We start from the raw sequence: 24290 nt of genomic DNA on the forward strand, positions 1-24290 counted from the left end.
CGCTCGCCTCGGTCCGGAAGGAGCGACACGTGGCGTACATCACCGTCGGAACCGAGAACTCGGCCGACATCGAGCTCTACTACACCGACCAGGGCGAGGGCCGGCCGGTCGTGCTGATCCACGGATTCCCGCTGAACGGGGAATCGTGGGGCAAGCAGCAGGCGGCGCTCCTCGACGCCGGCTACCGCGTCATCGCGTACGACAGGCGCGGGTTCGGCGCGTCGTCGAAGGCGGGGTCGGGCTACGACTACGACACGTTCGCGGCCGACCTCCACGCGCTCATGGAGGACCTCGATCTGAAGGATGCCGTCCTCGTCGGCTTCTCGATGGGCACCGGCGAGATCGCGCGCTACCTCGCGCGGTACGGCAGCGCGCGTGTGGCGAAGGCGGCCTTCCTCGGATCGCTCGAGCCGTACCTGCTGATCACCGACGACAATCCCGACGGCGCCGGTCCGCAGGACTTCTTCGACGGCATCGCCGCCTCGGTGCGCGAGGACCGGTACGCATTCGTCTCCGGGTTCTTCACGGACTTCTACAACCTCGACGACAACCTGGGGTCGCGCATCTCGCAGGAGGCGGTCGACGCCAGCATCCAGGTGGCGAATCTCGCGAGCAACGCGGGCATGGCGGCGGCGCCGCTCACCTGGCCGACCGACTTCCGCGCCGACATCGGCGCGGTCGACGTGCCGACGCTCATCCTGCACGGCACGGCCGACAACATCCTGCCGATCGACGCCACCGCGCGGCGGTTCCGCACGATGCTGCCCGACGCGACCTACATCGAGATCGAGGGGGCGCCGCACGGTCTGCTGTGGACGCACGGCACCGAGGTGAATGAGGCGCTGCTGGCGTTCCTCAAGTCCTGAGCGCGGGGGCGGCACCGTGAGTCCGTCCCGGTCGGAGTCGATGACCTCGCCCGCGGAGGTCACGTGGGGAGCGACGCCTCGCGGGTACCGCCGCTGGGAGAAGTCGGCCGTGCTCGGGCATGGCGACGACGTCTGGCTGCGGGTGACCACCGAGCTGATGCGCTGGCGCGTCAAGACCCGCAGCGGTTTCGCCGTCACGCCCGACGCTCCGGCCGAGACGGGCGCCCGGCCGATCATCGTGGCGCACGCGTTCGGGCTGGCGGTGCGCGAGCCGGTCGAGGTGGTCGCCGTGGTGCGGCGGGCCGACCGCGTCGGGTTCGCGTACCGCACGCTGCCGGGGCACCCTGTCTCGGGAGAGGAGGCGTTCATCGCTCACCGTTCGGGCGACACCGTGCTGCTGACGATCCGCTCGCTCACCCGCCCGGGCGACCGCGCGAGGTGGCGGGCGGCCTACCCGGGACTGCTGCTCGCTCAGCAGGTCGCGCGGCGCCGCTACTTCCGCGCGCTGCGACTGCGCGCCGGCCGCTGAAGGCCCCGTCCCTCACCGGACATGGGATGAGGGATGCCGCGGCTCAGGCCTGCTCGTCCTCTTCGGGCTCGAAGGTGGACGCCGTGCCGGTGTGACCGGCGGCGACGCCGTCGGGGTCGTCGGGGATCGTGCCGTCCTGGCCGAGGCCGTCCGGCTTCGGGGTGCCCTCCGGGTCGTTCGTGCGTGCGTCGTCCGGCGCATTGCGGTTCATGGCTCGTCCTCTCTTCCCCCACGCTCGAACCTACGCAGGGCCGCGATCGGACGGAGCGGGGTTGACACGAAGAACAGCGGATGCCCCTGCCCGCCCGGGGCGAGGCATCCGCTCGTCTGTCAGTCCTGCGGCTGCTGCTGCGGGGCGTTGGCCATCGCGATGAGGCCCTCGATCATCTCGGGGCTGACGGCTCCGTTCGAGTCGCCGGCGGCGAACATCCCGGCGCGGCCGATCGGGAACGACTCCATCATCTTCGACGCGTCGACGCCCTCGGGCATGATGGCCTCCACACCCTCCATGCCCGACATCATCTGCGCGATCGCCGCCTGCACCATCTGCCCGACGACGGGGTGGGCCATGACCTCGCCGATCGACGAGTTGCGGGTGAGCGGCAGCACGATCGGGTCGCCCTCGACCGTCACTTCGGCGGTGGAGCGGATGTCGCGACTCGACGCCGCGACCTCGACGACGTAGTCGCCGCCCTCGACGACCCAGGCGTCCAGACGGACGTCCCAGTACGCGAGGTCCTTCCGGCGCACGGTCATCGTGACCTCCGCGATCTCGCCGGCCTCGAGCGCGACCGACGTGAACGCCTTGAGCTCGCGCACCGGGCGCTGCACGGCGCCTCCCGGGAGCGACGTGTAGACCTGCACGACCTCGCGCCCCGCCCGGTCTCCGGTGTTCGCGACGGTGAGCGTCACGTCGATGTCGCCCCGAGCATTGACCGACGCCGTCGCCTCGCCGTACGAGAAGGTCGTGTACGACAGACCGTGGCCGAACGGGAAGGCGACACCCATGCGGCGCGCGTCGTACCAGCGATAGCCGACGAACAGCCCCTCGCCGTAGCGGACGTGCGAGAACTCGCCGGGGAAGTCGAGGAACGCAGGGGTGTCCTCGAGGCGGTGCGGGATCGTCTCGGTGAGCTTCGCCGACGGGTTCACGTCGCCGAAGAGCACGTCGGCGACCGCGCCGCCACCGGCCTGTCCGAGCAGCCAGCCCTCGAGGATCGCAGGCACCCGGTCGGCGAACGGCAGCGCCACGACACCGCCGTTCGACAGCACGACCGCGACCTTCGGGTTGGCGGCGACCACCGCGTCGAGAAGGGCGAGCTGCTCGGCCGGCAGGTCGATGTCGGTACGGTCATAGCCCTCCGACTCGAGTCGGGCGGGCAGCCCGAGGAAGAGGACGACGACATCGGCAGCGGATGCCGCGGCCACCGCCTCCGCGCGCAGCTGCGCCGTCTCGTCGTCGGTGACGTTCGGCTTCGCGCTGAAGCCCCGCGCGTAGCTCACGTCGCCGTCGGCGAGGGCGCGGATCTCGTCGAGCGCGGTGTCGAGCTTCGTCGGGTTGATCATCGACGAACCGGCGCCCTGGTACCGCGGCTTCTCGGCGAACTCGCCGATCAGCGCGATGCGCGCGTCCTTCGCGAGGGGCAGGAGCGGCGCGTCGTCCTCGGCGACCGCGTCGTTCTTGAGCAGCACGATCGAGCGTCCCGCCGCCTCGCGAGCGAGAGCGTGGTGGGCATCGACATCGAGCGGACCCTCGACCTCGCCGGCTCCGGCCTGCGCCTTGCGCACGAGGTCGAGCACGCGCGCGGCGGCGGTGTCGACGACGCGCTCGTCGAGGGAGCCGTCCTGCACGGCCGCGACGATCTGAGCGTCGGTGACGCCGTTCGAGGTCGGCATCTCAAGGTCCATGCCTGCCGCGAGTCCGGGCACGCGCTCGTTCACGGCGCCCCAGTCCGAGACGACGAGCCCTTCGAAGCCCCACTCGTCGCGCAGCACCCGGGTCAGCAGCCACGGGTCCTCCGACGCGTACACGCCGTTGATGCGGTTGTACGAGCACATGACCGTCCACGGCTGGGCATCCTCGACCACGCGCTGGAAGCCGCGCAGGTAGATCTCGCGGAGCGGCCTCGGGTCGACGTCGGACGACGACCGCATCCGATCGTCCTCCTGATTGTTGGCCGCGAAGTGCTTGAGCGACGTGCCCACGCCCTTCGACTGGATGCCCTTCACGATCGCGGCACCCAGGACACCCGAGACGATCGGGTCCTCCGACAGGTACTCGAAGTTGCGGCCGCACAGCGGCGAGCGCTTGATGTTGATGCCCGGGCCGAGCAGCACCGCGACGTTCTCGATGGACGTCTCGGTGCCGAGCGCCTCGCCCACGCGGCGGACGAGGTCGACGTCCCACGACGAGCCGAGCCCGACCGCGGGCGGGAAGCACGTCGCCGGCACGCTGTCGCCGATGCCGAGGTGGTCGCCGCCCCCGCGCTGCTTGCGCAGGCCGTGCGGGCCGTCGGTGACCATGATCGCCGGCACGCCGGCGCGCTCGATCGGCTTGGTGTACCAGAAGCTCGCGCCGCTGGTGAGCGACGCCTTCTCTTCGAGGGTGAGAGCGGAGACGGATGCCGCGGCCTCGGCTGCGGTCGTGGTGTCGGTCATGGGGGCCATCCTTCCGTGGATGAGGGTCGAGGTGTCAGGGGGCGTTCGGCCCGTGGTCCAGCGGGTCGGGGTCGGCGGGTCGGGCTCACCGGGTCGGGCTCAGCGGGTCGGGCTCAGCGGGTCGGGCTCAGCGGGTCGCCTTGATCGGCCAGACGGCGAAGGCGCCCAGGATGCTCAGCACGATGCCGACCGGGAAGAGGCCGACGTAGCCGAACGTGAGCACGATCGCTCCCGCGACCGCCGGGGCGAGCGTCTGTGGCAGCGTGGCGGCGATGTTGACGACGCCGAGGTCCTTGGCGAACGACTTGGCCGACGGGAGCACCTCGCTCATCAGTGCCGTGTCGACGGCCTGGAACATGCCGAAGCCGAAGCCCGCGATGAACGTCATGAGCATCCAGCCCTCGAGCGTGGGCATGAGGATCGGGATGAGCATCGCCAGACCGACGAAGACCGACGAGCCGAAGACGAACGGCTTGCGGCGCCCCACCTTGTCGGAGAGCGGCCCCGAGACCACGGTCGAGATCACGATGCCGACGAGGCTGAGCAGCCCGAGGATGGGGATGACGGTCTCGGGATTCTCGACGCCGATGTAGTCGGTGAGGATGAACAGCTGGTACCCGGTGACCGCGAAATAGCCGGTGTAGAGCAGGAGGCGCCCGGTGAACGCCCAGAAGAAGTCGGGATGCAGGATCGGGTTCACCCAGAAGGTGCGGAGGAAGTCGCCGAGGCGGAAGGGCTCGGGCTGGAGCTTCGTGCTCGAGTAGTCGGGGTTGAACACGACGAACAGCGTCAGCACGACCAGCGAGATCACCGCGAACGTCACGTACCCCACGGCGATGCTGTTGAAGAACAGCGACCCGACGATCTGGCCGCCGAGTGCGCCGACCATCAGGCCGATGCCCGACAGGGCCGCGAAAAGGCCGCGGCGCTTGAGCGGCACACGGTCGGGGAGGATCGCGCTGAGTGGGCCCTGCGCGAAGTTGTAGGCGATCTGCACCAGCGTCCAGGCGATCGCGATGCCGACGAGGCTGTTCGCGAACGCCAGCCCGACGAGCGAGAGACCGCCCGCGAGCGAGCCGATCACGATCGACGGGGCGCGGCGCCCGAAGCGCGAGCGTGTGCGGTCCGAGATCTGCCCCGCGATCGGCTGGGCGACCATGGCCGCGAAGGCGCCGATCGTCGCGATGATCGCCAGGTTGGCGACCTTGTTCTCCTCGCCGAGGGCGACGGTCACCTGCTGCGGGAGCAGGATGCCGGGCACCGCACCCCAGATGAGGAAGATTCCGAGATTCGCCGGGACGATCCAGCCGAGAAGTCGGCGAAGACCCTTGATCGGCGCAGGCGGATCGTCCTTCCCCGCAGCGGTGGCGACGAAGGTGTTCTCGGTCATGGGGGCGGTCGGCGGCAGGGCCGGCTCGGGGGCGAGTGCGGAGTCAGACGGCGATGTCATGGACGGTCCAATCGGGATGGAGCACGCTCGTCCTCGAGCGCTGGCAAAACCATATGCCACTTGGTTTTGAGAAATCAAGCCTCGTTCGGGTTTACTTGTCCCCATGGCAGAAGGCCGCAAGGAACGCAGGGGTTCGTACGCGAAGGGCGTCGCCAAGCGAGAGGAGATCCTCGAGCGCGCACTCGACGTGATCGCGCGCGAGGGCTACCGGGGGGCCTCGATCAAGGAGCTCGCCGAGGAGGTAGGCCTGAGCCAGGCCGGTCTGCTGCACTACTTCGACAGCAAAGAGGAGCTCTTCACGGCGATCCTCCGCAAGCGCGACGAGATCGACTCGGCCAACTTCGGCCTGGCAGACGATGATGGGCCGGTCGAGGGCGTCGACCTCCGTGAGGGCTATCTCGGCGTGATCCGCCACAACGCCGAGGTGCCCGGGCTCGTCCAGCTGTTCGCGCGCCTGTCGGTCGACGCGAGCGATCCCGACCACGCGGCCCACGACTTCTTCGTGGCGCGCGGCAAGACGCTCCGAACCGCGTTCGCCGCCGCGATCGCCGCGCAGCAGGCCGCGGGAGAGCTCAGCGATCGCGTCGATCCCGACACCCTCGCCCGGATCTTCCAGGCCGTCGCCGACGGCCTCCAGGTGCAGTGGATGCTCGAACCCGACGTCGACATGGCCGGCACGATCGACAGCCTGTTCACCGCCCTCGACACCCGCGCGGCCGCAGGCCCGGATGCCGGCACCGACACGGAAGCGGGGCGTCATGGCGCAGCATCCTGAGCATCCCGTCGTCTCGACCGCCCCGGGCGACGTCCGCGGGCTCTGGCGCGGTGAGCCGGGTGCCCCCGGCGCATCGGCGGCGTTCCTCGGCATCCCGTTCGCGCAGCCGCCCGTCGGCGACCTGCGCTTCGCGGCACCCGTTCCGCCGGAACCGTGGGAGGGGGTGCGGGACGCGCTCGCGTACGGCGCCACCGCGCATCGCATCGACCCCGGCGACACCCTGATCCCCGAGCCGGCGATCCCGGGCGACTCGACGCTCAACGTGAACGTCTTCACGCCTGCGCCGGGCGGCGACGCGCGTCTGCCCGTGATGGTCTACATCCACGGCGGCGGGTACGTCGCGGGATCGCCCGCGAGCCCCTGGTACGACGGCCGGTCGTTCAACCGCGACGGCGTCGTCACCGTCACGCTCTCGTACCGCCTCGGCTTCGACGGCTTCGGGCACATCCCCGGCGCCCCCTCCAACCGCGGGGTCCGCGACTGGCTCGCAGCGCTCGAGTGGGTGCGCGACAACATCGCGGCCTTCGGCGGCGACCCCGCGCGCGTGACGATCGCCGGACAGTCGGCGGGCGGCGGGGCCGTGCTGACACTGCTCGGGATGCCGGCAGCCCAGCACCTGTTCCACTCGGCGTGGGCGATGTCGGCCGCGCTCGCCGACGTCGCACCCGAACGGGCGCGGACCCTGTCGGCCAAGCTGGCGCACCTCGCCGGCGTCACGCCGAACCGCGACGGCTTCGCGTCTGTGCCCGAGAAGACGCTGCACGACCTGCAGCACGATGCCGCGACGCCGGATTCGCGCGATCCGCTCGCCGCCGTGCACGTGATCCTCGACGACGGGCTGTCGTGGGGTCCGATGATCGACGGCGAGCTGCTGACGCAGCCGACCGTCGCCTCGCTCGCGGCGGGCGTCGGCTCCGACAAGCCCCTGGTGCTCGGCACGACCGACGACGAATTCACGATGGTGACCGACTCCGCGCGCGGCAAGCTGCGGCTCGTGCCCGCCTCGTTCGCCCTCGGCAAGCTCAAGCTGCCGCGCGGCGCGCGGCGCGCCTACCTCGCGGCCAACGTCGCGCAGCGCCGCAAGGGAACGGCGGCCGTCCTCGGCCGCTACGTCACCGACGTCGTCTTCCGCTCCGACGTCGTGCGCGTGGCCGAGGCGCGCGGCGACGCGCGGACGTGGGTGTACCGCTTCACGTGGGTCTCCCCCACGCGGGGGTGGGCGCTGCACTGCCTCGACGTGCCGTTCTGGTTCGACTGCCTCGACGCCGAGGGTGTCACGGCGCTGGCCGGCGACGCCCCGCCCCGCCGCCTCGCCGACGCCGTCCACGGCGCCGCCGTCGGCCTCGTGCGCGACGGCGACCCGGGGTGGCCGACGTGGGCCGAGCAGCCCGGAGCGACCCGGATGTTCGGGGGCGAGGCATCCCGCCCCGACGTCGACCCCGACGGCTACCGGAGCGTGCGCTCGCTCGTCGCGGGCCCGACCGCCTGGGCCTGACCCTGCTCCGCGCCCCGCTGCTCACGGGGCGCTGCGGTCAAACGGTCGGGACGAAACGCCGTCGCGCCGGCCATCACAGGTTCGGGGAGCGGAATCTGCCCGACCCTTCGACGGGAAGCGGCTATCACCGCCTGGCGGCTTTCCCGGCTCGTCCTCGAAGCAGACCCACGAGGGCCGCCTGTACATCTGCCGACCGCCACATGATGTCCTCGGCGATGGGCCGATATGTCGCGTAGCCGAGCGCGGCCGCGGCCTGGTCCCGACGCCGATCACGGCGCTGCGCCTCCCAACTCGAGTGGTGCTCGAAGCTGTCGCACTCGACGATGAGCCACCCGTCGACCACGAAGTCGACGCGACCGACGCGCGGGATGATCACCTGTACCTCGAAGCTCACGCCGAGCGTCCGAAGGATCAGCCGCAGGAGGGACTCGGGTCCTGACTCGCACCGCTCGTCGGCCAACGAACGAATCACGCCATAGCGACGAGGCAGTGTGGCGAAGAGTTCGTCCAGATCGTCGGCCTGGAGGAGGCCGAGGTGCAGCACGGAGTCGAGCGTCGCGATCGCGGCACGGGGAGTCTGGCATCTGACGGACTCCCTGAGAGCATCGAAGAGCTCCAGCGCTAGGGCAGAAGGGTGCGGCGCACGTCGGGGTCGCCCCCAGTGACGGCGCATCCTCCTGCTCGTCTTCGGTGCCAGATCTCGTGCTTCGTGGAAGTGAAGGTGCAGCGTCTCCCTCTCGAGGACGAATACGCCGTGCCTGGCGAGCTCCGATACGCACGTGAGTCGCCCGCCGAGCGCGCACGCGTCGATGAGGTCGGGGTCCGTTCCGGGCAGGAGGTACGCGTTCGCCCGCGGCTTGAGCAGCCGCCCTTCTGCCACGGCCCGCTTCAGCTCGCGATCGGTCCAGCCCAGTCGGATGAGCTCGCTTCGCCGTGACGCCGCCATGGGGGGTGCAGAGTGCATGCGGCGACTGTGGTCGAATCGGCCGCGGTGGAGCCGGGCGGGACGGTGTTCTCAGGACACCGCGCGCAGAACCGACGCTGGGGAGGAAGGTCGCCGGCACGCCGGTGAAACGGTCGGGCGAAACGCCGGGCGACCGTGCCGACAGTGACTCGTACAGCCACGTTCAGCCCGACCGTTTGACGGGTGAGCGCCTCAGACGACCTGCGCAGGGCCAGGCCCGGGTAGGGTCGAGCCCCCGCGCCGGGCCGCGCGGCGGGCCTGCCCGGCGGGCCCGCCGCGCGCAGGGGTCAGGCCAGGGCGCCGACCACCTCGCGCTCGAAGAGCTGCACACCCGAGCGGTCGTAGGCCGCCTCGGGGAAGTAGTGGATCGCGTAGCCGAGGCCGTGGCGCTCGCGCTCGGCGAGCCGCTCGGCGACCTGTTCGACCGTGCCGAATGCGGGCGAGGAGCGGTACTCGGCCTCGATGGCGTCGGCGCGCTCCTGGCCAACGTGCGGCAGCAACCGCGCCTTGACATCGGCGAGCCGGTCGGATGCCTCGGCCTCGGTCTCGCCGACGATGGTGTTGAAGTTGGCGGACCGGGTGATCGAGCCGAAGTCCCGGCCGATCGCCTCGCAGTGCCCGCGCAGGATCTCGCTCTTGCGGTCCCACACGTCCAGCGTCCCGTTGAAGTTCGTGTACGCCGCGTACTTCGCGGCGATCTTGAGCGTGACCTTCTCACCGCCGCCGGCGACCCACAGCGGGATCCCGCCCTCCTGCAGCGGCAGTGGCCGGACGATCGCCCCGTCGACCTGGTAGTGCTTGCCGTCGAGCGTGGCCGACCCGGTGGTCCAGGCCTGGGTCATGATGTCCACGCCTTCGCGCAGCATCCCGAGCCGGTCCTTCACCTCGGGGAAGCCGTACCCGTACGCCCGCCACTCGTGCTCGTACCAGCCGCCGCCGATGCCCATCTCGGTGCGACCGCCCGAGACGACGTCGACGGTCGCCGCGACCTTCGCGAGGTATGCGGGGTTGCGGTACGCCATGCACGTGCACATCTGCCCGAGCCGGATGCGGCTGGTCGATGCGGCGAACGCGGCCATGAGCGTCCAGGCCTCATGGGTCGCCTCCTCCGAGGCGACCGGCGTGGTGTGGAAGTGGTCGTAGACCCACAGCGACTCCCATGGGCCGTCATCCGCGAGCTGGGCGAGGGTCGCCATCACCCGCCACTGGTCGGCGGGGTCGATGCCGACGAGGTCGAATCGCCAGCCCTGGGGGATGAAGGTTCCGAAGCGCATTGGTCCAGCCTACGAGGGCGACCCTCCGTGGCGCACGACCGCGGCCTGCGGCATCCGCTGCATCATCACGGCGATCGCGTCGGGATTGTCGTCGACGAGCACCGCGTCGCGTCCGAGCGCGGAAGCCACGGCACCGGTCGTGCCGCTGCCCGCGAAGAAGTCCAGCACGCGGTCGCCGGGGCGCGACGACGCCTGCACGATGCGGCGCAGCACGCCTTCGGGCTTCTGCGTCGGGTAGCCCGTCTTCTCCCGCCCGGTCGTCGGCACGATCGTGTGCCACCACACGTCGGTCGGGAGCTTTCCGCGCGCGGCCTTCTCGGGCGTGACGAGCCCGGGCGCCATGTACGGCTCGCGGTCGACGGCCTCGGAGTCGAACCAGTACCGGTCGGGATCCTTCACGTACACGAGGATCGTGTCGTGCTTGGTCGGCCACCGCTTCCGCGTCTTCGCGCCGTAGTCGTAGGCCCAGATGAGCTCGTTGAGGAACTTGTCGCGCCCGACGAGCGCGTCGAGCAGCACCTTGGCGTAGTGCGCCTCGCGGTAGTCGAGGTGCAGGTACAGCGTTCCGTCGTCGGCGAGCAGCCGCCACGCCTCGATGAGCCGCGGCTCGAGGAAGCCCCAATAGTCGTCGAATCGGTCGCCGTACGCGCGCAGGTCTCCGCGCAGCCGCTCGTACTCGCGACCGTGGAAGCCGCGGCGCACGACCGCGTCGGCGGCACGGTCGTCACGCGGCGCGCGCGCCGTCTCGGTCACGCGCTCCTGCGTGCGCCCGGTGTTGAACGGGGGGTCGAGGTACACCAGCGTGAACGATCCGTCGGCGAACCCGCGGATGACGTCGAGGTTGTCTCCCACGTGGATCTCGACGGCTCCGGATGCCTCGGCCCCGGTCGCGGGCGCGCTCATGGTCGCGCTGCTTCGGTCGGGTGCGTCACGGCACCCGGCGCAGCCAGGCGTCGGTGGCGAACTTCGACTCGACGAGCGCCTCGGCCTCGGCGTATTCCTCTTCGGTGATATTTCCCGGAACGGCGCCGTACAGCTTCGCGAACGTCTCCTTGAAGCGCTCGATGATCGCCTCGCGCGGCAGCCCGGTCTGGCGGCGCAGCGGGTCGACGCGCTTCGCGGCCGACGTCGTGCCCTTGTCGCTGAGCTTCTCTCGGCCGATGCGCAGCACCTCGGTCATCATCCGGCCGTCCATGTCGTAGCTCAGCGTCGCGTGGTGCAGCACGCCGCCGTTCGCCAGGCGCTTCTGCGCCGCTCCGCCGATCTTGCCCTGCGGCGACGCGATGTCGTTGAGCGGCTGATAGGTGGCCTCGATCCCGAGCGAGCGCAGCGCCTGCAGCACCCAGTCGTCGAGGAAGGCGTACGAATCGGCGAAGGTGAGTCCGGCGACGAGGGATGCCGGCACGTACAGCGAGTACGTGACGATGGAGTTCGCGGCCATGAGCATCGCGCCCCCGCCCGAGATGCGGCGCACGACGTCGAACCCGTGCCGCTCGGCGCCCTCGGGATCCACCTCGTTGCGCAGCGACTGGAACGACCCGATCACGACGGCCGACTCGTCCCACTCCCACAGCCGCAGCGTCGGGCGACGGCGTCCGTCGCCGACGCGGCCGGTGAGCACCTCGTCGAGCGCGAGGTTCATGCGCGGCGACACGGGCTTCTCGTGCACGATCTCCCAGTCGAAGTCGCGCCAGCCGGGGGCCGTCACCAGCGCGCGGCGCACCGCGGTGCCGACAGCCTCGGGGGTGAAGCCGAGCAGCTGCGCACCTTCGGGGAGGGCCGAGCGCACCGCGCCGGCGATCGTCGTGACGTCGGCCTCGACCGGCAGGCCGTTGACCGCGGCGTCGATGTCGTCGAGGGCGGAGTCGGGCTCGAGGAAGAAGTCGCCGGCGAGGTGGAAGTCGGCGATGCGGCCGTCGCGTTCCTCGAGGTCGACGACGACCAGCTTGCCTCCGGGCACCTTGTATTCGCCGTGCATGGGTTCAGCCTATTGGGGCTGCGGCCCCGAGCCTCAGGGAGGCGGCGGCGCCGGGTGGAAGCATCCCGGCGCCGCCGTCTGTTCTCAGGAGGTGCAGGCCTTCCCGTTGAGGTGGAACTGCCACGGCTCGACCGCCGGACCGGTGCCCGTCACCGCGAGCGCCGCCGTCTTGCCGGGCCGCAGCGACCGCGCGCCCTCGACGGCGACGTTCGCACCGTCCTGCTCCGCGTCACCGCCGACGACCCTGACGACCTTCTGCGTGCCGTCGAACGACCACGTGAGGGTCCAGGGGTCGAGGGTCGAGGTCCCGTTGTTGCGCACCGTCAGAGCGGCGATGAAGCCCTTGCCGATCTTCGTGCCGACGACCTTGACGTGGCAGTCGAGCGGAGCGATCGGCGGGTTCGCGAGGGCGATCAGCTCCCGCGCCTGTTCGACGAACCATTGACCGGCGGCGGGGTCCTCCATGCCGCGCTCAGGGTCGAGCGGACCGCCCGTGCCGCGGTAGCACTTGCCGTCGGACTCGCCGGGAACCTTGATCCACAGGTAGGCGTCGACGAGCGCGACCCCCGTCTCGGTCGTGGGCCGCAGGCCGAGTCCGCGGTCGGGCGGGTTGCACCAGTCCTCATGCTCGGGGTAGACGCCGTCGGGGTAGTCCCAGGGGCCGAGCCCGTTGCGGCTGGTGTCGACGACGAAGCGCGTGGTCGGCTCGACGCCGCCGAGGATGAGGTCGTAGCGCGACTCCACGCCGTCCACGTTCAAGGTGAGGTCGGCGTTGCCCGGTCCCCACTCGCCGTAGGGCGACATCGTCGCGCCGTTCCATTCCGTCGCCGGGCCGCCGTTCCAGTACTGGTTGCCGCACGAGCCGAAGTCGCCCGGGTTCACCTCGGTGACGTAGGCGATGCACGACGAGATCCAGCGGCCGAAATAGGTCGAGTTCGTCGTGAACTGGTAGTTCGAGGCGTTCAGGAAGAACCCGTCCGCGCGCTGCACGCCGCCCTTGATCAGGCGGTCCGAGATCTCGCCGACGTTGAGCCAGCTCGAGCCGGTGCCGTCGAGGTAGACCGACGTGCTCGCGAGCCCGCCGAGCGTGTCGACGGCGTAGTTCAGCTGCGTGTAGCGGTCGGCGGCGGCCGTCTCGGCGGACACCTCGGCAGGCCGGCACCACTCGAGCATGCCGTCGAGGGTCGTGTAGTGCGGGATGATGCCGAGGCCGTCGGGCTCGAGGATCACCGTCGCCGGCCGGTCGCCGATGCCCGCCGCGAAGCCGTCGATCCACGCCTGGTACCCGGCCGTGTCGAGCGCGCCGCCCGCGGAGTACTGGGCGCAGTCACGGAACGGCAGGTAGTACGCCACGAGCACCGGCATCTGCCCCTTCGCGGCTGCAGCGCTCACGACGTCGTCGACAGCGGCCTCGACCTCGGCAGGGGTGCCGTCTGTGAACCAGTCGGCCGAGGGAATCGACCCGAGCAGCTGGGCGTCGGCGCGCGCCTGGCCGTGCAGCGACTGCGCGGCTTCGAGCGTCGTGCTCCACGGATTCAGGAAGAGCTCCGAGCCGGGGAGCCCGCCGTCGGCGGCTCCCGCGGGAGCTGCGGCGAAGGGGACCGCGAGTCCGGCGACGAGGGCTGCGGCCGCGCCGAGCGCGACAGCCCTCCGTCGTGGCGAGCGGGGGGATGAGTGGGACATGGGAGGTATTCCTCTCGAGGTCATCGTCGACCAAGGCGCGCGACATCGGCGACGCGGCCCGACTGCCGTGGATGCGTGGGAGCGCTCCCACGGCAGTCATTGGTGACAGGATGACGCACCGCGGCCTCGCGCGTCAACGGGCGCGGCTGCGATCAGACCTCAGACGCGCACCGGGAACCGCTGATCGAGCCACGCGCGCAGGTCGGCCCGGACGTCCTCCTGCGTCACATCGTTGAAGACCTCGTGGCGCGTGTCGGGATAGACGAGCGTCGTCACGTCGGTGAGCCCCGACCGCGTGCGGTAGGCGTCGGCGAGCCTGTGCACGCTGCGCGGCCCACCGACCGTGTCGTCGCGGCCCACCATGAGGAGGAGCGGGATGTCGCGACCGAGGTTTCGGCGGGGCAGACCGTACATCCGCAGCGAGTCGAGCACGCCGATGAGCTTGATCGGCTCTTCGGTGGTGGTGAGCGGATCGTCGAGGAACGCCCGCCCGACCGACAGGTCGCTCGCCAGCCACTCCGTGCCCATCGCCCCCGGGCCGTCCCAGGGCTTGTTGAGCCCGCTCGCGTGGATCGACCCCGGCATGCGCAGCGCCGAACCCGTCAGCACCATGCCGTCGTACGCGTCGGCATGCGCGTTCACCAGCATCTGCGCGAGCACCGAACCGCCGGAGTGCCCCAGCAGCACGAGCGGAAGGTCGGGGTTCTCGGCGCGGATCAGCTCGGTGAACTGCCACATCGTGGCGAGTGCGCCACGCAGCCCCCCGGGGCCGAGGTGTCCGAGGCGCGCGACATCGCCGCCGTGCTGGGTCATGCCGGTGCGGCCGTGGCCGCGATGGTCGGCGGCCCACACCGCATACCCGTCGCCCGTGAGCGCCTCGATCAGCGTGCCGTAGCGGCCGGCGTGCTCCCCGACACCGTGCAGGAGCTGCACGACCGCCCGGGGCTCGGTCTTCGCGGGATGGACGTCGTAGAAGATCGCGATGCCGTGCGCATCGGTGAACTCGGGCATGCGGAGAAGTCTAGGAGACGCGGATGCCGCCGCCCCGGGCCGAGGCATCCGGAATTTGTTTAGCAAGACTAATGAGCTATGCTAAATAAACGCATGAGCACTGACACCACGACTTCGACGACAGCGACAGAGCCACCCGACGACCATTCCGCGGCGGCCTCCGCGCTCCGTATCGCGACCTTCCGTCTCGCCCGCCGCATGCGCACGCAGCGCGCGGTCGACTCGATGAGCGATGGGCAGTTCGCCGTGCTCGCCGCACTCTGGGTGCACGGCCCGCACACGCTCGGCGAGCTGGCCGAGCGCGAGCGCGTGTCCGCCCCGTCGATGAACCGCACCGTCAACTGCCTGCAGGAATCGGACTACGTCCTGCGCTCCGCAGACGAGAACGACGGACGCAAGGTCGTGATCTCGCTGACCGACACCGGCCGTGCCGTCGTGGACGAGACCGCCCGCCGGCGCGATGCGTGGGTCGAGGCGGCGCTCGACCAGCTCTCGTCCGAGGAACGGGAAACGCTCGCGAAGGCGGCTGAGGTCATGCAGCGGATGGTCGCTCTGTGAGCGCCATGTTCCGATCCTTCTCGATCTTCAACTACCGCGTCTGGTTCATCGGCGCCCTCGTCTCGAACGTGGGCGCGTGGATGCAGGCGACCGCCCTCAGCTGGGTGGTGCTGACCGAGCTCACCGCCAACGACGCCGCCGCGATGGGCGTCACGATGGCGCTGCAGTTCGCTCCCCCGCTGCTGCTCGTCGGAGTGACCGGCTTCGTCGCCGACAGGTTCGACCGCCGCAAGCTGCTCGTCGTGACGCAGAGCCTCCTGCTGCTCGTCGGCGTCGTGATCGGCATCCTGCTGCTGCTCGGCCTGATGACACTGCCGCTCATGTACGCGTTCGCGCTCGGGCTCGGCGTGATCGCCGCGTTCGACAACCCCGCGCGTCAGGCGTTCGTCTCCGACCTCGTGTCGCGCGAGATCGCCTCCAACGCCGTCGCGCTGAATGCCGCCTCGTTCAACGGCGCGCGGATGATCGGCCCCGCCGTCGCGGGTGTCGTGATCGTCGCGGTCGGCACCGGCTGGGTGTTCCTGGTCAACGGCATCACCTTCCTCGGCATGATCGTCGCGCTTCTGCTCATCCGCACCGACGAGCTCGTGCCGCGTGTGAAGGCGACCGGGGCGTCGCGGCTGGCGGACGGGTTTCGCTACGTCGCCCGTCGCCCCGACCTCCTCGTGACGTTCGCCATGGTGTTCCTGGTGGGCGCGTTCGGCATGAACTTCCCGATCTTCGCCTCGACCATGGCGCTCGAGTTCGGCCAGGAGGCCGACGGCTACGGTCTGCTCAGCTCGATCCTCGCGGTCGGCTCGCTGGCGGGCGCCCTCATGGCCGCACGGCGCGATCGAGCCCGCATCCGCGTCGTCATCGGAGGCACCCTGCTCTTCGCGGGCGCCGCAGCCGTCTCGGCGTTCATGCCCTCGTACTGGGCATATGCCGTCACGCTCATGTTCACCGGCTTCGCTGTGGTGACGATGCTGACGACCGCCAACGGCTACGTCCAGACGACCACCGACCCTGCGCTGCGGGGCCGCGTGCTCGCGCTGTACATGGCGATCCTCATGGGCGGCACCCCGATCGGCGCGCCGATCGTCGGCTGGGTGGCCGCCGAGTTCGGCCCCCGCCAGGCGATCCTGCTCGGAGCCGGCGCCGCCATCGTCGCGTTCGCGATCGGCGCGACCTGGCTGGTCGTGTCGGGGCGCCTGCACCGGCACGAGGAGCGCCGCTTCCGGCTCACGATCGATGAGACGCGTCCGCTCTCGGTGGTGCAGCCCGCGCCCGAGGAGTTCAGCGACGAGGTCGCCTCGACCACGCCCGTGCGCGTTCCCACCGACGCCGACCTGCTGCGCGACCGCCGCGCGAGCTGAGCACCACACTCCGCGGCGGCGCGGGTGACCTCAGCGCTCCTCGCGCACGCCCACGCGCTCGAGGTGGACGTTCAAGAAGCGCCCCCGCGGGTCGAGTCGCTCGTACACCGCGCGGGCATCGGCCAGCCTCGGGTGCACGCGCTCGATCGCCGCGCGGTCGAACCCGTGGCGCTTGCCCCAGTGCGGACGCGCACCGAACATGCGCAGTGACTCCTCGATGCGCGGCAGCACGGTCGCGACTCCGGCCGGGTCGTTGCGCCAGGTGAAGTGGATCGCCACGACATCCTGCCCCGACGCCGGACTCAGCCACAGCTCGTCGGCCGCCGCCGTGCGCAGCTCGCTCACGAACAGCAGCGGACGGATGGCATCGCCGAGGTCCCGCACGGCCCGCAGGGCGCCGGGCGCGTGCTCGCGGGCGACGAAGTACTCGCTCTGGATCTCGTCGCCGAACGAGGGCGTGCCGTCGAGGCGGAAGTGCGGAAGCCGCAGCATCCACGGACCGGGGACTCCCCGCAGCTCGGTGACGTCCGCGAGTTCGCCGAGCGGCTCGGCGTCGACATCGAGCACGCCGTCGAGCAGGTCGGCCGGTACGGGCTGGTCGTCGGAGTCTATGCGGGACTTCACCCACACCCACCCGATCGACTCCTCCTCCCACCGGGTGAACACCGAGACGCTGTAGCCGGCGCCGGTGACCGCGTCCAGGGCGGCGAGCGCGGCATCCCACGACACTCCGCGATAGACGTCCTGCCGCATGCGGTACGACGGCTGCGTCTCGATGTCGACCGACAGCATCACGCCGTAGGCGCCCAGCCCCACCGCGAGCGCGTCGAAGTCGGCGTCGCCGCGCCGGACCTCGCGCACCTCTCCGTCGGCATCGGCGAACCGGATGCCGCGCACCGCTGTGGTCAGCACCCCGTTGCGGTCGCCCGACCCGTGGGTGCCGGTGGCCGTGGCTCCGGCGACCGAGATGTGCGGCAGCGAGCCGAGGTTGTGCAGGGCGAGACCGCGCTCCTCGAGCCAGGCGGCGAGCACGCCGTAGCGGGTTCCCGCAGCGACCCGGACGGTGCCGTCGCCCAGCGCGAAGCCGCCCTCGAGCCCTGCGAGGTCGAGCAGCGTGCCCGTCGTGTCGGGCAGGTCGGTGAAGGAGTGCCGGGTGCCGAGGGCGTGCACTCGGCCTTCGGTGCCGGCGAGCTCGCGCAGCACATCGGCTTCGCTCCACACCGGAACGATCCGCGGCGCGGTGTAGGCGTAGGTGCCCGCCCAGTTGCGCGTCATGGTCGTCGTCGCATCACGCGCGGCGCGGGCACAGGGCGGAAGACCGGCATGGATCAGGTTCCTTCTCGTGGGGACCGGGGATGCGTGACACGATACAGGCGCGCCCGCCGAGAGAATCGAGCCCGCCATGGCCGACCACTACCCCGCCGCCGACGGCCTCGTCCGTGTGTACCCCGCCCGCGCTCCGCACGGCGCGGGCCTCGTGTGGGCCCACGGCGGCGGATTCGTCGGCGGCAGCATCGACATGCCGGAAGCCGACAGGGTGGGCCGCGAACTCGCCGCCGCGGGAACGACCGTCGTCTCGGTCGACTACCGCTTGGCCGGTGAGGGATGCCGCTACCCCGCCCCCTCCGACGACGTCATCACCGCGTGGACGTGGGTGGCCGGCAACGCCGACCGGCTGCGGCTCGATCGCACGCGCTTGGCGATCGGCGGCGGAAGCGCGGGGGCCAACCTCGCCGCCGGCGCCACTCTGCGCATGATCGAGAGCGGGCATCCGGTTCCCCCCGCACTCGTCGTGCTCGCCTATCCGACTCTCCTTGCGGTGCAGCCCGCGCCCGACGCGGCACTGCGCGCGGCGCTCGACGCCGACCCCGCAGCCGACCACTTCGGACCCGACGCCGTGCGGCGGATGTACGAGGACTTCCTCGGCGCCCCCGTGGATGACGCGCCCCTCGCCGCCGTCCCTGGGCGCGCGGAACCGGCCGACCTGGCCGACTTCCCCCCGACGCTCATGATCAACAGCGAGGTCGACGAGCTCCGGGTCTCGGGGGAGGTGTTCGCCGCCACCCTCGCGGCCGCAGGTCGCGACGTCGAGGTCACGTTCGAGCCCGGCACGACGCACGGTCACCTCAACGACCCGCTCGACCCGGCAGCATCCCACTCCCTCGCCGTCATCGCGGCACGCCTGCGCTCCCTCAGCCCGCGAGCGGAGGTCTCCGGGCTCTGAACGCGTCCCCCGCGCATCGGCGTTCGTCAACCCCCGTCCCGCTCGCGGCCGTCGGGCCTAGCGTGGGGGCATGGACGAGCGCCGAGCCGAAGACGAACCCGTAGACCAGGACGCACCGGTCGGCGGCGACGAGACGACCGAGGAGCAGCTGGATGCCGACAATCCGGTCGAAGAGGACACCCTGAAGACGCTGGACCCCGACGCCCCGCCCGCCTGATCCCGGCGCCCCCGGCGCCCACCTGTCGCTCCGGCGCCCAGCCCCGATCGTTCAATGTCCACGGATGAGGGGTTCGAGGGGTGTCGAACCCGTCATCCGTGGACACTCAACCGGGTGGGGAGAGGGACGGTGAGGAATGGGACGGGGGAGACTACGCTTCGCGGGTGATTGTCACCTTCACGTGCAGGTGGCTCTTGAACGGGCCGGCGTAGACGCCGCGCAGGGGCGGCACATCGCCGTAGTCGCGACCGCGGCCCACCAGCACGTGGCGGTCGCCGATCTCGATGTTGTTGGTCGGGTCGAAGCCCTGCCATTCCCCCGCGAACCACTCGATCCACGCGTGGGACTCGCCGGTCACCGCGACGCCGACGTCGGCGGACGGGCGCGGGTGCAGGTAGCCCGACACGTATCGCGCGGGGATGCCGACCTCGCGGAGCGCGCCGAGGGTGATGTGCGCGATGTCCTGGCAGACGCCCTTGCGCGCCTCCCACGCCTCGTGCGCCGTGGAGTGCACGCCGGTGATGCCGTGCATGTACTCGACGGCGTCGCCGATCCCGGTGGCGATCGCGTGCGCGGCCCGTCCCGGGTGGTCGTGGCCGGAGGCGATCGAGCGCGCGAGCTCCGCGACCTCGGGGTGCGGGCGCGTGCGGCCGGTCTGCGTCATCTGCTCGACCGTCTCGATCGAGCGCGCCGACTCGCGTGCGAGGCCGTGCCACGTCACGTCGACGTGCTCGAGCGGGCGCGGGCGCACCTCGACGAGCGACTTGGCGGTGATCGTCAGCGCGGAGTGCGGCGACAACACATCGAACGCGGCGACGCGCGTTCCGAAGTAGTCGACGTACTGGTTCACCGACGTCGACGGCTCGATGTCGAGCGACGAGTTGAGGACGAACTGGCTGTCGGTCGAGCCGGGCAGCATGCGGGCCTCGTTGTACGAGGCCGACACGTCACCCTGGTAGCTGAAGCCCGTCTGGTGCTCGATTCTGAGCCGCTTCATGAGATCTCCCCGATCCAGCTCGGCTCGGCCTGCGTCGGGAAGAACCGGCCCCGGATGGCCTCCGACGCTTCGCGCGTCACCTTCTGCACGCGGTCCATGTGCTGGGGCAGCTCACCGAGGATCTCGCCGACGGGCCGGTACTCGAGGTCGTTTCGGATCTGGCCGAGCGCGCGCAGCACGGTGTTGGAGTGGCCGACGCGGTCGGCGCGGGGGTCGATGGCGCTCATGCACTCCTCGGCGCGCTGGATCGAGTAGATGATCGACCGCGGGAAGAGCCGGTCGAGCAGCAGGAATTCGGCGGCGTTGCGGGCGCTCGGCATGCCGCGGTAGGTGCGCAGGTACGCCTCGTAGGCGCCGCACGATCGCAGGATGGTGGTCCAGGAGGGACCGGATGCCTCGGTCAGCGACCTCGTCGCGAGGAGACGCGCCGTCATGTCGGTGCGCTCGATGCTGCGGCCGAGCGTGAAGAACTGCCACGCCTCATCCCGGCTCGTCGACGAGTCGACGATTCCCACGGCGAGCGCCGCGCGCTCGCGCACCCACTGGAAGAACTCGTGCACCTTGTCGGTCTGCAGCCGGCGGGGCATGCGCGCGTTGGTGGTGTTGAGCGTCTCCCACAGCTCGGTCGACACGATCTCGCGCGCACGGCGGGCGTTCTCGCGCGACGCCGTCAGCGCGTAGGCGATGCTCGACGGGTTCATGCGGTCGACGGCGAGGCGGGCGAGCACGTCTTCCCGCCGCACATGCTCCACTCCGTCCGGCGGCGACGAGCCCATGACGCTCAGCAGCGACCGGCACGCGGTGTCCTCATCGATCCACGGATCCTCGAGCAGCAGCTGGAGGTGCACGTCGAGGATCCGCGCGGTGCCGTCGCTGCGCTCGATGTACCGCCCGATCCAGAACAAGGACTCTGCGATGCGGCTCAGCATGACTGCTCCATGCTCGCCTGCTGCTGCTGCTCCTGCTGCTCCGAGCGGGAGCGCGGCCGGTCCTGCGGCGAGTGCGTCGGCTCGGGCTGGCCGTCGTAGATGATCGGGATCGCCGCGGTGATCGTGGCGGCCTGGTCGGCCACGAGGCCGGAGACGCCGTTGCCCTGCCCGTACTCGACGTGCGAGGGGGCCGAGCCGCCGATGACCCAGGTGTCCTTCGATCCGCCGCCCTGGCTCGAGTTCACGACGAGCTGGCCCTCGGGGAGGGCCACGCGCGTGAGCCCGCCCGGCAGGACCCAGACGTCTTCGCCGTCGTTCACGGCGAAGGGCCGCAGGTCGGCGTGCCGCGGGCGCATGCCGTCCTCGACCAGCGTCGGGATCGTCGAGAGCATGACCACCGGCTGGGCGATCCAGCCGCGAGGGTCTGCGAGCAGGCGCTGCCGGAGCTTCTCGAGCTCGGCGGGCGAGGCGTCCGGGCCCACCACGAGTCCCTTGCCGCCCGACCCGTCGACCGGCTTGACCACGAGCTCGTCGAGGCGGTCGAGCACCTCTTCGAGCGCGTTCGGGTCTTCGAGGCGCCAGGTGTCGACGTTCTTGAGGATCGGCTCTTCGGCGAGGTAGTAGCGGATGAGGTCGGGCACGTACGTATAGAGCAGCTTGTCGTCGGCGACGCCGTTGCCGACCGCGTTGGCGATCGTGACGTTGCCCAGACGTGCGGCCAGCATGAGTCCCGGAGCGCCGAGCATGGAGTCGGCGCGGAACTGCAGCGGGTCGAGGAACTCGTCGTCGACGCGGCGGTAGATCACGTCGACGCGCTTCGGACCCCGGGTCGTGCGCATGAAGACCTTGCCGCCGACGCACAGCAGGTCGCGGCCCTCGACGAGCTCGACGCCCATGAGCCGCGCGAGCAGCGTGTGCTCGAAGTAGGCCGAGTTGTAGACACCCGGAGTGAGCACGACGACGTTCGGGTCTTCGATGCCCGCCGGAGCCGAGGCGCGCAGCGCGGCGAGCAGCTTGTTCGGGTAGTCGCCGACGGGCCGGACGCGCATCGACACGAACAACTCGGGCAGGGTCTGGGCCATGACGCGACGATTCGAGATGACGTAGCTGACGCCCGACGGCACGCGCACGTTGTCTTCGAGCACGCGCATCTCGCCGTGCTCGTCGCGGATGAGGTCGATGCCCGAGACCTGGATGCGCACGCCGTTCGCCGAGTGGATGCCCGCGGCCTGACGGTAGAAGTACTGCGACGACGCGATGAGCCCGGCGGGCAGCACCTCGTCGCGCACGCAGTGCTGGCGGCCGTACGCGTCGTCGAGGAACGCCTCGAGCGCCTTGACGCGCTGCTTCACGCCGGCCTCGATCCGCGACCACTCGTCATAGGTGATGACGCGGGGAACGGCGTCGAGGGGGAACGGCCGCTCCTCGCCCGCGAAGTCGAACGTGACTCCCTGCGCGAGGTACGAGCTGGCCAGCGAATCGGTGCGCCCGCGCAGCTCGTCCTGCGTCATCTGCGCCAGCGCCTGGTACAGCTCGCGGTAGGCCTCGCGGGACTCCGCGAGCGCACCCGGGTGAGCCGGACTCCCGAACATCTCGTCGTACGCGGGGACTCCGGAGGCCGTCTTGCGCGGCGCCAGAGTGGAGCCGTAGCCGTCGAAGAGATCGCCCATGCGGAAAGCCTAGTCGCGGCGGTGTTGCCGACGTGTTTCGCTCCCACGACCCCGATCGCCGCCGACGGCCGTACGCTGGCACCGTGGCGAAGTCGCGCGGGGAACGCGGCATCCCGTCTCCCCTCACGTGGGTGGCGGGAGTGGGTGCCGTCGCGTTCGGCGCCGGGCTCGGAGAACTGCTGGCCGCACTCATCGCACCCGCCTCAGGCCCGTTCGTGGCGGTGGGCGGCACGCTCATCGACCTGGCTCCGCCGTGGGCGAAGGACACCGCGATCGCTCTGTTCGGCACCGCCGACAAGATCGCGCTGCTCGTCGGCATCGCACTCGTGGTGCTCGCGCTCGCCGCGCTCGCGGGCTGGCTCGAAGCGCGGCGTCCACCATGGGGCCGCGTCGTGGTGCTGGCGTTCGGCACGGTGGGCGCCGTCGTCGCGATGACACGTCCGGACGCCGGCGCGCTGTCGTGGCTGCCGTCCGCGTTCGCAGGGGCGGTCGGCGCGATCGCCCTGTGGTGGCTGATCCGGCGGCTGCGCCCCGACGACGCCCCGCTCACCGACCCCGCACCACCCGGCACACGACCGGAGAGCGCCCCGAGCCGCCGCAGCTTCCTGGCATGGTCGGCGGGAGCTGCGGCCGCGGGCATCCTCGCGGCCGTCGCCGCGAGCGCGATGCGCGCGACGGACGCGGCGCTCACCGCCATCAAGGCCGTCGTCCTGCCGACCCCGGCGGCGAAGGCTCCGCCTGTGCCGGCGACGGCGGAGCTCGACATCCCCGGCCTCGCGCCGGTGATCACCCCCAACGACGAGTTCTACCGGATCGACACCGCGCTCGTCGTGCCTCGCGTCGACCCGGCGGAGTGGTCGCTGCGCATCCACGGGATGGTCGCCGAGGAGGTCGTGCTCACGTGGGACGAGCTGCTGGGGCTTCCTCTCGAGGAGAGCTTCACGACCCTGGCGTGCGTGTCGAACGAGGTGGGCGGATCGCTCATCGGCAACGCCCTGTGGCTCGGCTATCCGGTGCGCGAACTGCTCGCCCGCGCACGACCGGCGCCGGGGGCGGACATGGTGCTGTCGCGGTCGATCGACGGGTTCACGGCATCCACTCCCCTCGAAGCGCTCACCGATGACCGCAACGCGATCCTCGCCGTCGGGATGAACGGCGAGCCGCTGCCTGCCGACCACGGGTTCCCGGTGCGGATGGTCGTGCCGGGCCTCTACGGCTACGTCTCGGCGACCAAGTGGATCACCGAACTCAAGGTGACGACGTTCGCGGCCGACGAGGCCTACTGGACGCCGCGGGGCTGGTCGGAGCGCGGGCCCATCAAGCTGCAATCCCGCATCGACGTTCCCCGGAGGGCGCAGGGCCTCAAGGCCGGCGACACCGTTATCGCCGGTGTCGCCTGGCAGCAGGGAGTCGGCATAGAGGCCGTCGAGGTGCAGATCGACGACGGCGACTGGCGGCCGGCTGAGCTGGCTGCGGCCGTCTCCGACGACACGTGGGTGCAGTGGAGTCTTCCGTGGAAGGCCGAGGCGGGCGACCACCTCCTGCGGTGCCGCGCGACGAATCGCGACGGCGAGGTGCAGACCTCGGAGCGGGCGCGCCCGGCACCGAACGGCGCGAGCGGGTGGCACGAGCGGTTCATCACCGTGTTCGAGTGAGC

At 70.9% G+C, this 24290-nt stretch carries 22 protein-coding genes; 9 read left to right on the plus strand and 13 right to left on the minus strand.

What is annotated here, in order from left to right:
• Nucleotides 1-29: 29 nt before the first annotated feature.
• Nucleotides 30-866, plus strand: a complete 837-nt coding sequence (locus H9622_RS03650; RefSeq protein ID WP_191764310.1) for an alpha/beta fold hydrolase — start codon at nucleotides 30-32, stop codon at nucleotides 864-866.
• 40 nt (nucleotides 867-906) lie between these two features.
• On the plus strand, nucleotides 907-1395 hold the full coding sequence (locus H9622_RS03655) for a DUF1990 family protein (protein WP_191764312.1): 489 nt from the start codon (nucleotides 907-909) through the stop codon (nucleotides 1393-1395).
• Between the two features lie 43 nt (nucleotides 1396-1438).
• On the opposite strand, the gene H9622_RS03660 is transcribed toward H9622_RS03655, so the two are convergent.
• From H9622_RS03660 to H9622_RS03670, 3 genes are all read right to left on the minus strand, one after another.
• Nucleotides 1439-1606, minus strand: a complete 168-nt coding sequence (locus tag H9622_RS03660; protein WP_191764314.1) for a hypothetical protein — start codon at nucleotides 1604-1606, stop codon at nucleotides 1439-1441.
• 119 nt (nucleotides 1607-1725) lie between these two features.
• Complete coding sequence (locus H9622_RS03665; RefSeq protein ID WP_191764315.1) at nucleotides 1726-4053, minus strand: glycoside hydrolase family 3 C-terminal domain-containing protein; 2328 nt, start codon at nucleotides 4051-4053, stop codon at nucleotides 1726-1728.
• A gap of 127 nt (nucleotides 4054-4180) precedes the next feature.
• Complete coding sequence (locus tag H9622_RS03670; protein ID WP_191764317.1) at nucleotides 4181-5503, minus strand: MFS transporter; 1323 nt, start codon at nucleotides 5501-5503, stop codon at nucleotides 4181-4183.
• 103 nt (nucleotides 5504-5606) lie between these two features.
• Here H9622_RS03670 and H9622_RS03675 point away from each other — a divergent pair, with 103 nt between their 5' ends.
• Nucleotides 5607-6278, plus strand: coding sequence for a TetR/AcrR family transcriptional regulator (locus tag H9622_RS03675; RefSeq protein ID WP_191764319.1), 672 nt, complete (start codon nucleotides 5607-5609; stop codon nucleotides 6276-6278).
• On the plus strand, nucleotides 6262-7773 hold the full coding sequence (locus tag H9622_RS03680) for a carboxylesterase/lipase family protein (protein ID WP_191764321.1): 1512 nt from the start codon (nucleotides 6262-6264) through the stop codon (nucleotides 7771-7773). The genes H9622_RS03675 and H9622_RS03680 overlap by 17 nt, the downstream gene beginning before the upstream one ends.
• A gap of 124 nt (nucleotides 7774-7897) precedes the next feature.
• Here H9622_RS03680 and H9622_RS03685 read toward each other — a convergent pair whose 3' ends face one another.
• The 6 genes from H9622_RS03685 to H9622_RS03710 form a co-directional block, all read right to left on the minus strand.
• Entirely contained in the window at nucleotides 7898-8737 is an 840-nt protein-coding gene (locus tag H9622_RS03685; RefSeq protein WP_191764323.1) for a hypothetical protein, read from the minus strand.
• A 287-nt stretch (nucleotides 8738-9024) separates the two neighbouring features.
• On the minus strand, nucleotides 9025-10011 hold the full coding sequence (locus H9622_RS03690; protein WP_191764325.1) for an LLM class F420-dependent oxidoreductase: 987 nt from the start codon (nucleotides 10009-10011) through the stop codon (nucleotides 9025-9027).
• A gap of 9 nt (nucleotides 10012-10020) precedes the next feature.
• On the minus strand, nucleotides 10021-10914 hold the full coding sequence (locus tag H9622_RS03695) for a DNA-methyltransferase (protein WP_191764327.1): 894 nt from the start codon (nucleotides 10912-10914) through the stop codon (nucleotides 10021-10023).
• 25 nt (nucleotides 10915-10939) lie between these two features.
• Nucleotides 10940-11989, minus strand: a complete 1050-nt coding sequence (locus H9622_RS03700; protein ID WP_191764329.1) for a lipoate--protein ligase family protein — start codon at nucleotides 11987-11989, stop codon at nucleotides 10940-10942.
• An 84-nt stretch (nucleotides 11990-12073) separates the two neighbouring features.
• A complete protein-coding gene (locus tag H9622_RS03705; RefSeq protein WP_191764332.1) occupies nucleotides 12074-13672 on the minus strand; it encodes a glycoside hydrolase family 6 protein in 1599 nt (532 codons plus the stop codon).
• A gap of 159 nt (nucleotides 13673-13831) precedes the next feature.
• Entirely contained in the window at nucleotides 13832-14683 is an 852-nt protein-coding gene (locus H9622_RS03710) for an alpha/beta hydrolase (RefSeq protein ID WP_191764334.1), read from the minus strand.
• A 93-nt stretch (nucleotides 14684-14776) separates the two neighbouring features.
• Here H9622_RS03710 and H9622_RS03715 point away from each other — a divergent pair, with 93 nt between their 5' ends.
• Nucleotides 14777-15241 carry a MarR family winged helix-turn-helix transcriptional regulator gene (locus H9622_RS03715; RefSeq protein ID WP_191764336.1) on the plus strand — a complete coding sequence of 155 codons (465 nt, stop codon included), beginning with the start codon at nucleotides 14777-14779 and terminating at the stop codon, nucleotides 15239-15241.
• Nucleotides 15242-15246: 5 nt separating this feature from the next.
• Nucleotides 15247-16596 (plus strand): MFS transporter, encoded by a 1350-nt coding sequence (locus tag H9622_RS03720; protein ID WP_191765598.1) that lies wholly within the window; start codon nucleotides 15247-15249, stop codon nucleotides 16594-16596.
• A gap of 30 nt (nucleotides 16597-16626) precedes the next feature.
• Here H9622_RS03720 and H9622_RS03725 read toward each other — a convergent pair whose 3' ends face one another.
• Nucleotides 16627-17871, minus strand: a complete 1245-nt coding sequence (locus H9622_RS03725; RefSeq protein ID WP_191764338.1) for a D-arabinono-1,4-lactone oxidase — start codon at nucleotides 17869-17871, stop codon at nucleotides 16627-16629.
• A gap of 127 nt (nucleotides 17872-17998) precedes the next feature.
• Here H9622_RS03725 and H9622_RS03730 point away from each other — a divergent pair, with 127 nt between their 5' ends.
• Nucleotides 17999-18820, plus strand: coding sequence for an alpha/beta hydrolase fold domain-containing protein (locus H9622_RS03730; protein ID WP_191764340.1), 822 nt, complete (start codon nucleotides 17999-18001; stop codon nucleotides 18818-18820).
• Between the two features lie 70 nt (nucleotides 18821-18890).
• Nucleotides 18891-19037, plus strand: coding sequence for a hypothetical protein (locus H9622_RS03735; RefSeq protein WP_191764341.1), 147 nt, complete (start codon nucleotides 18891-18893; stop codon nucleotides 19035-19037).
• 151 nt (nucleotides 19038-19188) lie between these two features.
• Here H9622_RS03735 and H9622_RS03740 read toward each other — a convergent pair whose 3' ends face one another.
• From H9622_RS03740 to H9622_RS03750, 3 genes are read right to left on the minus strand one after another with little or no spacing between them, the layout of a single operon-like run.
• The gene (locus H9622_RS03740) at nucleotides 19189-20034 is read right to left on the minus strand and encodes a transglutaminase family protein (protein WP_191764343.1); all 846 of its coding nucleotides are present in this window, start codon (nucleotides 20032-20034) and stop codon (nucleotides 19189-19191) included.
• On the minus strand, nucleotides 20031-20963 hold the full coding sequence (locus H9622_RS03745; RefSeq protein ID WP_191764345.1) for an alpha-E domain-containing protein: 933 nt from the start codon (nucleotides 20961-20963) through the stop codon (nucleotides 20031-20033). The genes H9622_RS03740 and H9622_RS03745 overlap by 4 nt, the downstream gene beginning before the upstream one ends.
• Nucleotides 20957-22633: a circularly permuted type 2 ATP-grasp protein gene (locus H9622_RS03750; protein WP_191764347.1), complete on the minus strand. Its 1677-nt coding sequence runs from the start codon at nucleotides 22631-22633 to the stop codon at nucleotides 20957-20959. The genes H9622_RS03745 and H9622_RS03750 overlap by 7 nt, the downstream gene beginning before the upstream one ends.
• An 83-nt stretch (nucleotides 22634-22716) precedes the next feature.
• Here H9622_RS03750 and H9622_RS03755 point away from each other — a divergent pair, with 83 nt between their 5' ends.
• Nucleotides 22717-24288, plus strand: a complete 1572-nt coding sequence (locus H9622_RS03755) for a molybdopterin-dependent oxidoreductase (protein WP_318247018.1) — start codon at nucleotides 22717-22719, stop codon at nucleotides 24286-24288.
• The last annotated feature ends 2 nt before the right edge of the window (nucleotides 24289-24290 follow it).

This window comes from Microbacterium gallinarum (genome assembly GCF_014837165.1).
Classification (GTDB): Bacteria; Actinomycetota; Actinomycetes; order Actinomycetales; family Microbacteriaceae; genus Microbacterium; species Microbacterium gallinarum.

Bases quoted from the DNA above. Each gene is read 5' to 3' on its own strand.
- H9622_RS03655 (WP_191764312.1), top strand. From the start codon at position 907: ATGACCTCGCCCGCGGAGGTCACGTGGGGAGCGACGCCTCGCGGGTAC.
- H9622_RS03705 (WP_191764332.1), bottom strand. From the start codon at position 13,672: ATGTCCCACTCATCCCCCCGCTCGCCACGACGGAGGGCTGTCGCGCTC.
- H9622_RS03660 (WP_191764314.1), bottom strand. From the start codon at position 1,606: ATGAACCGCAATGCGCCGGACGACGCACGCACGAACGACCCGGAGGGC.
- H9622_RS03695 (WP_191764327.1), bottom strand. From the start codon at position 10,914: ATGAGCGCGCCCGCGACCGGGGCCGAGGCATCCGGAGCCGTCGAGATC.
- H9622_RS03680 (WP_191764321.1), top strand. From the start codon at position 6,262: ATGGCGCAGCATCCTGAGCATCCCGTCGTCTCGACCGCCCCGGGCGAC.
- H9622_RS03750 (WP_191764347.1), bottom strand. From the start codon at position 22,633: ATGGGCGATCTCTTCGACGGCTACGGCTCCACTCTGGCGCCGCGCAAG.
- H9622_RS03710 (WP_191764334.1), bottom strand. From the start codon at position 14,683: ATGCCCGAGTTCACCGATGCGCACGGCATCGCGATCTTCTACGACGTC.
- H9622_RS03685 (WP_191764323.1), bottom strand. From the start codon at position 8,737: ATGCACTCTGCACCCCCCATGGCGGCGTCACGGCGAAGCGAGCTCATC.
- H9622_RS03715 (WP_191764336.1), top strand. From the start codon at position 14,777: ATGAGCACTGACACCACGACTTCGACGACAGCGACAGAGCCACCCGAC.
- H9622_RS03735 (WP_191764341.1), top strand. From the start codon at position 18,891: ATGGACGAGCGCCGAGCCGAAGACGAACCCGTAGACCAGGACGCACCG.
- H9622_RS03665 (WP_191764315.1), bottom strand. From the start codon at position 4,053: ATGACCGACACCACGACCGCAGCCGAGGCCGCGGCATCCGTCTCCGCT.
- H9622_RS03745 (WP_191764345.1), bottom strand. From the start codon at position 20,963: ATGCTGAGCCGCATCGCAGAGTCCTTGTTCTGGATCGGGCGGTACATC.
- H9622_RS03720 (WP_191765598.1), top strand. From the start codon at position 15,247: ATGTTCCGATCCTTCTCGATCTTCAACTACCGCGTCTGGTTCATCGGC.
- H9622_RS03700 (WP_191764329.1), bottom strand. From the start codon at position 11,989: ATGCACGGCGAATACAAGGTGCCCGGAGGCAAGCTGGTCGTCGTCGAC.
- H9622_RS03690 (WP_191764325.1), bottom strand. From the start codon at position 10,011: ATGCGCTTCGGAACCTTCATCCCCCAGGGCTGGCGATTCGACCTCGTC.
- H9622_RS03670 (WP_191764317.1), bottom strand. From the start codon at position 5,503: ATGACATCGCCGTCTGACTCCGCACTCGCCCCCGAGCCGGCCCTGCCG.
- H9622_RS03740 (WP_191764343.1), bottom strand. From the start codon at position 20,034: ATGAAGCGGCTCAGAATCGAGCACCAGACGGGCTTCAGCTACCAGGGT.
- H9622_RS03730 (WP_191764340.1), top strand. From the start codon at position 17,999: ATGGCCGACCACTACCCCGCCGCCGACGGCCTCGTCCGTGTGTACCCC.
- H9622_RS03725 (WP_191764338.1), bottom strand. From the start codon at position 17,871: ATGACGCGCAACTGGGCGGGCACCTACGCCTACACCGCGCCGCGGATC.
- H9622_RS03675 (WP_191764319.1), top strand. From the start codon at position 5,607: ATGGCAGAAGGCCGCAAGGAACGCAGGGGTTCGTACGCGAAGGGCGTC.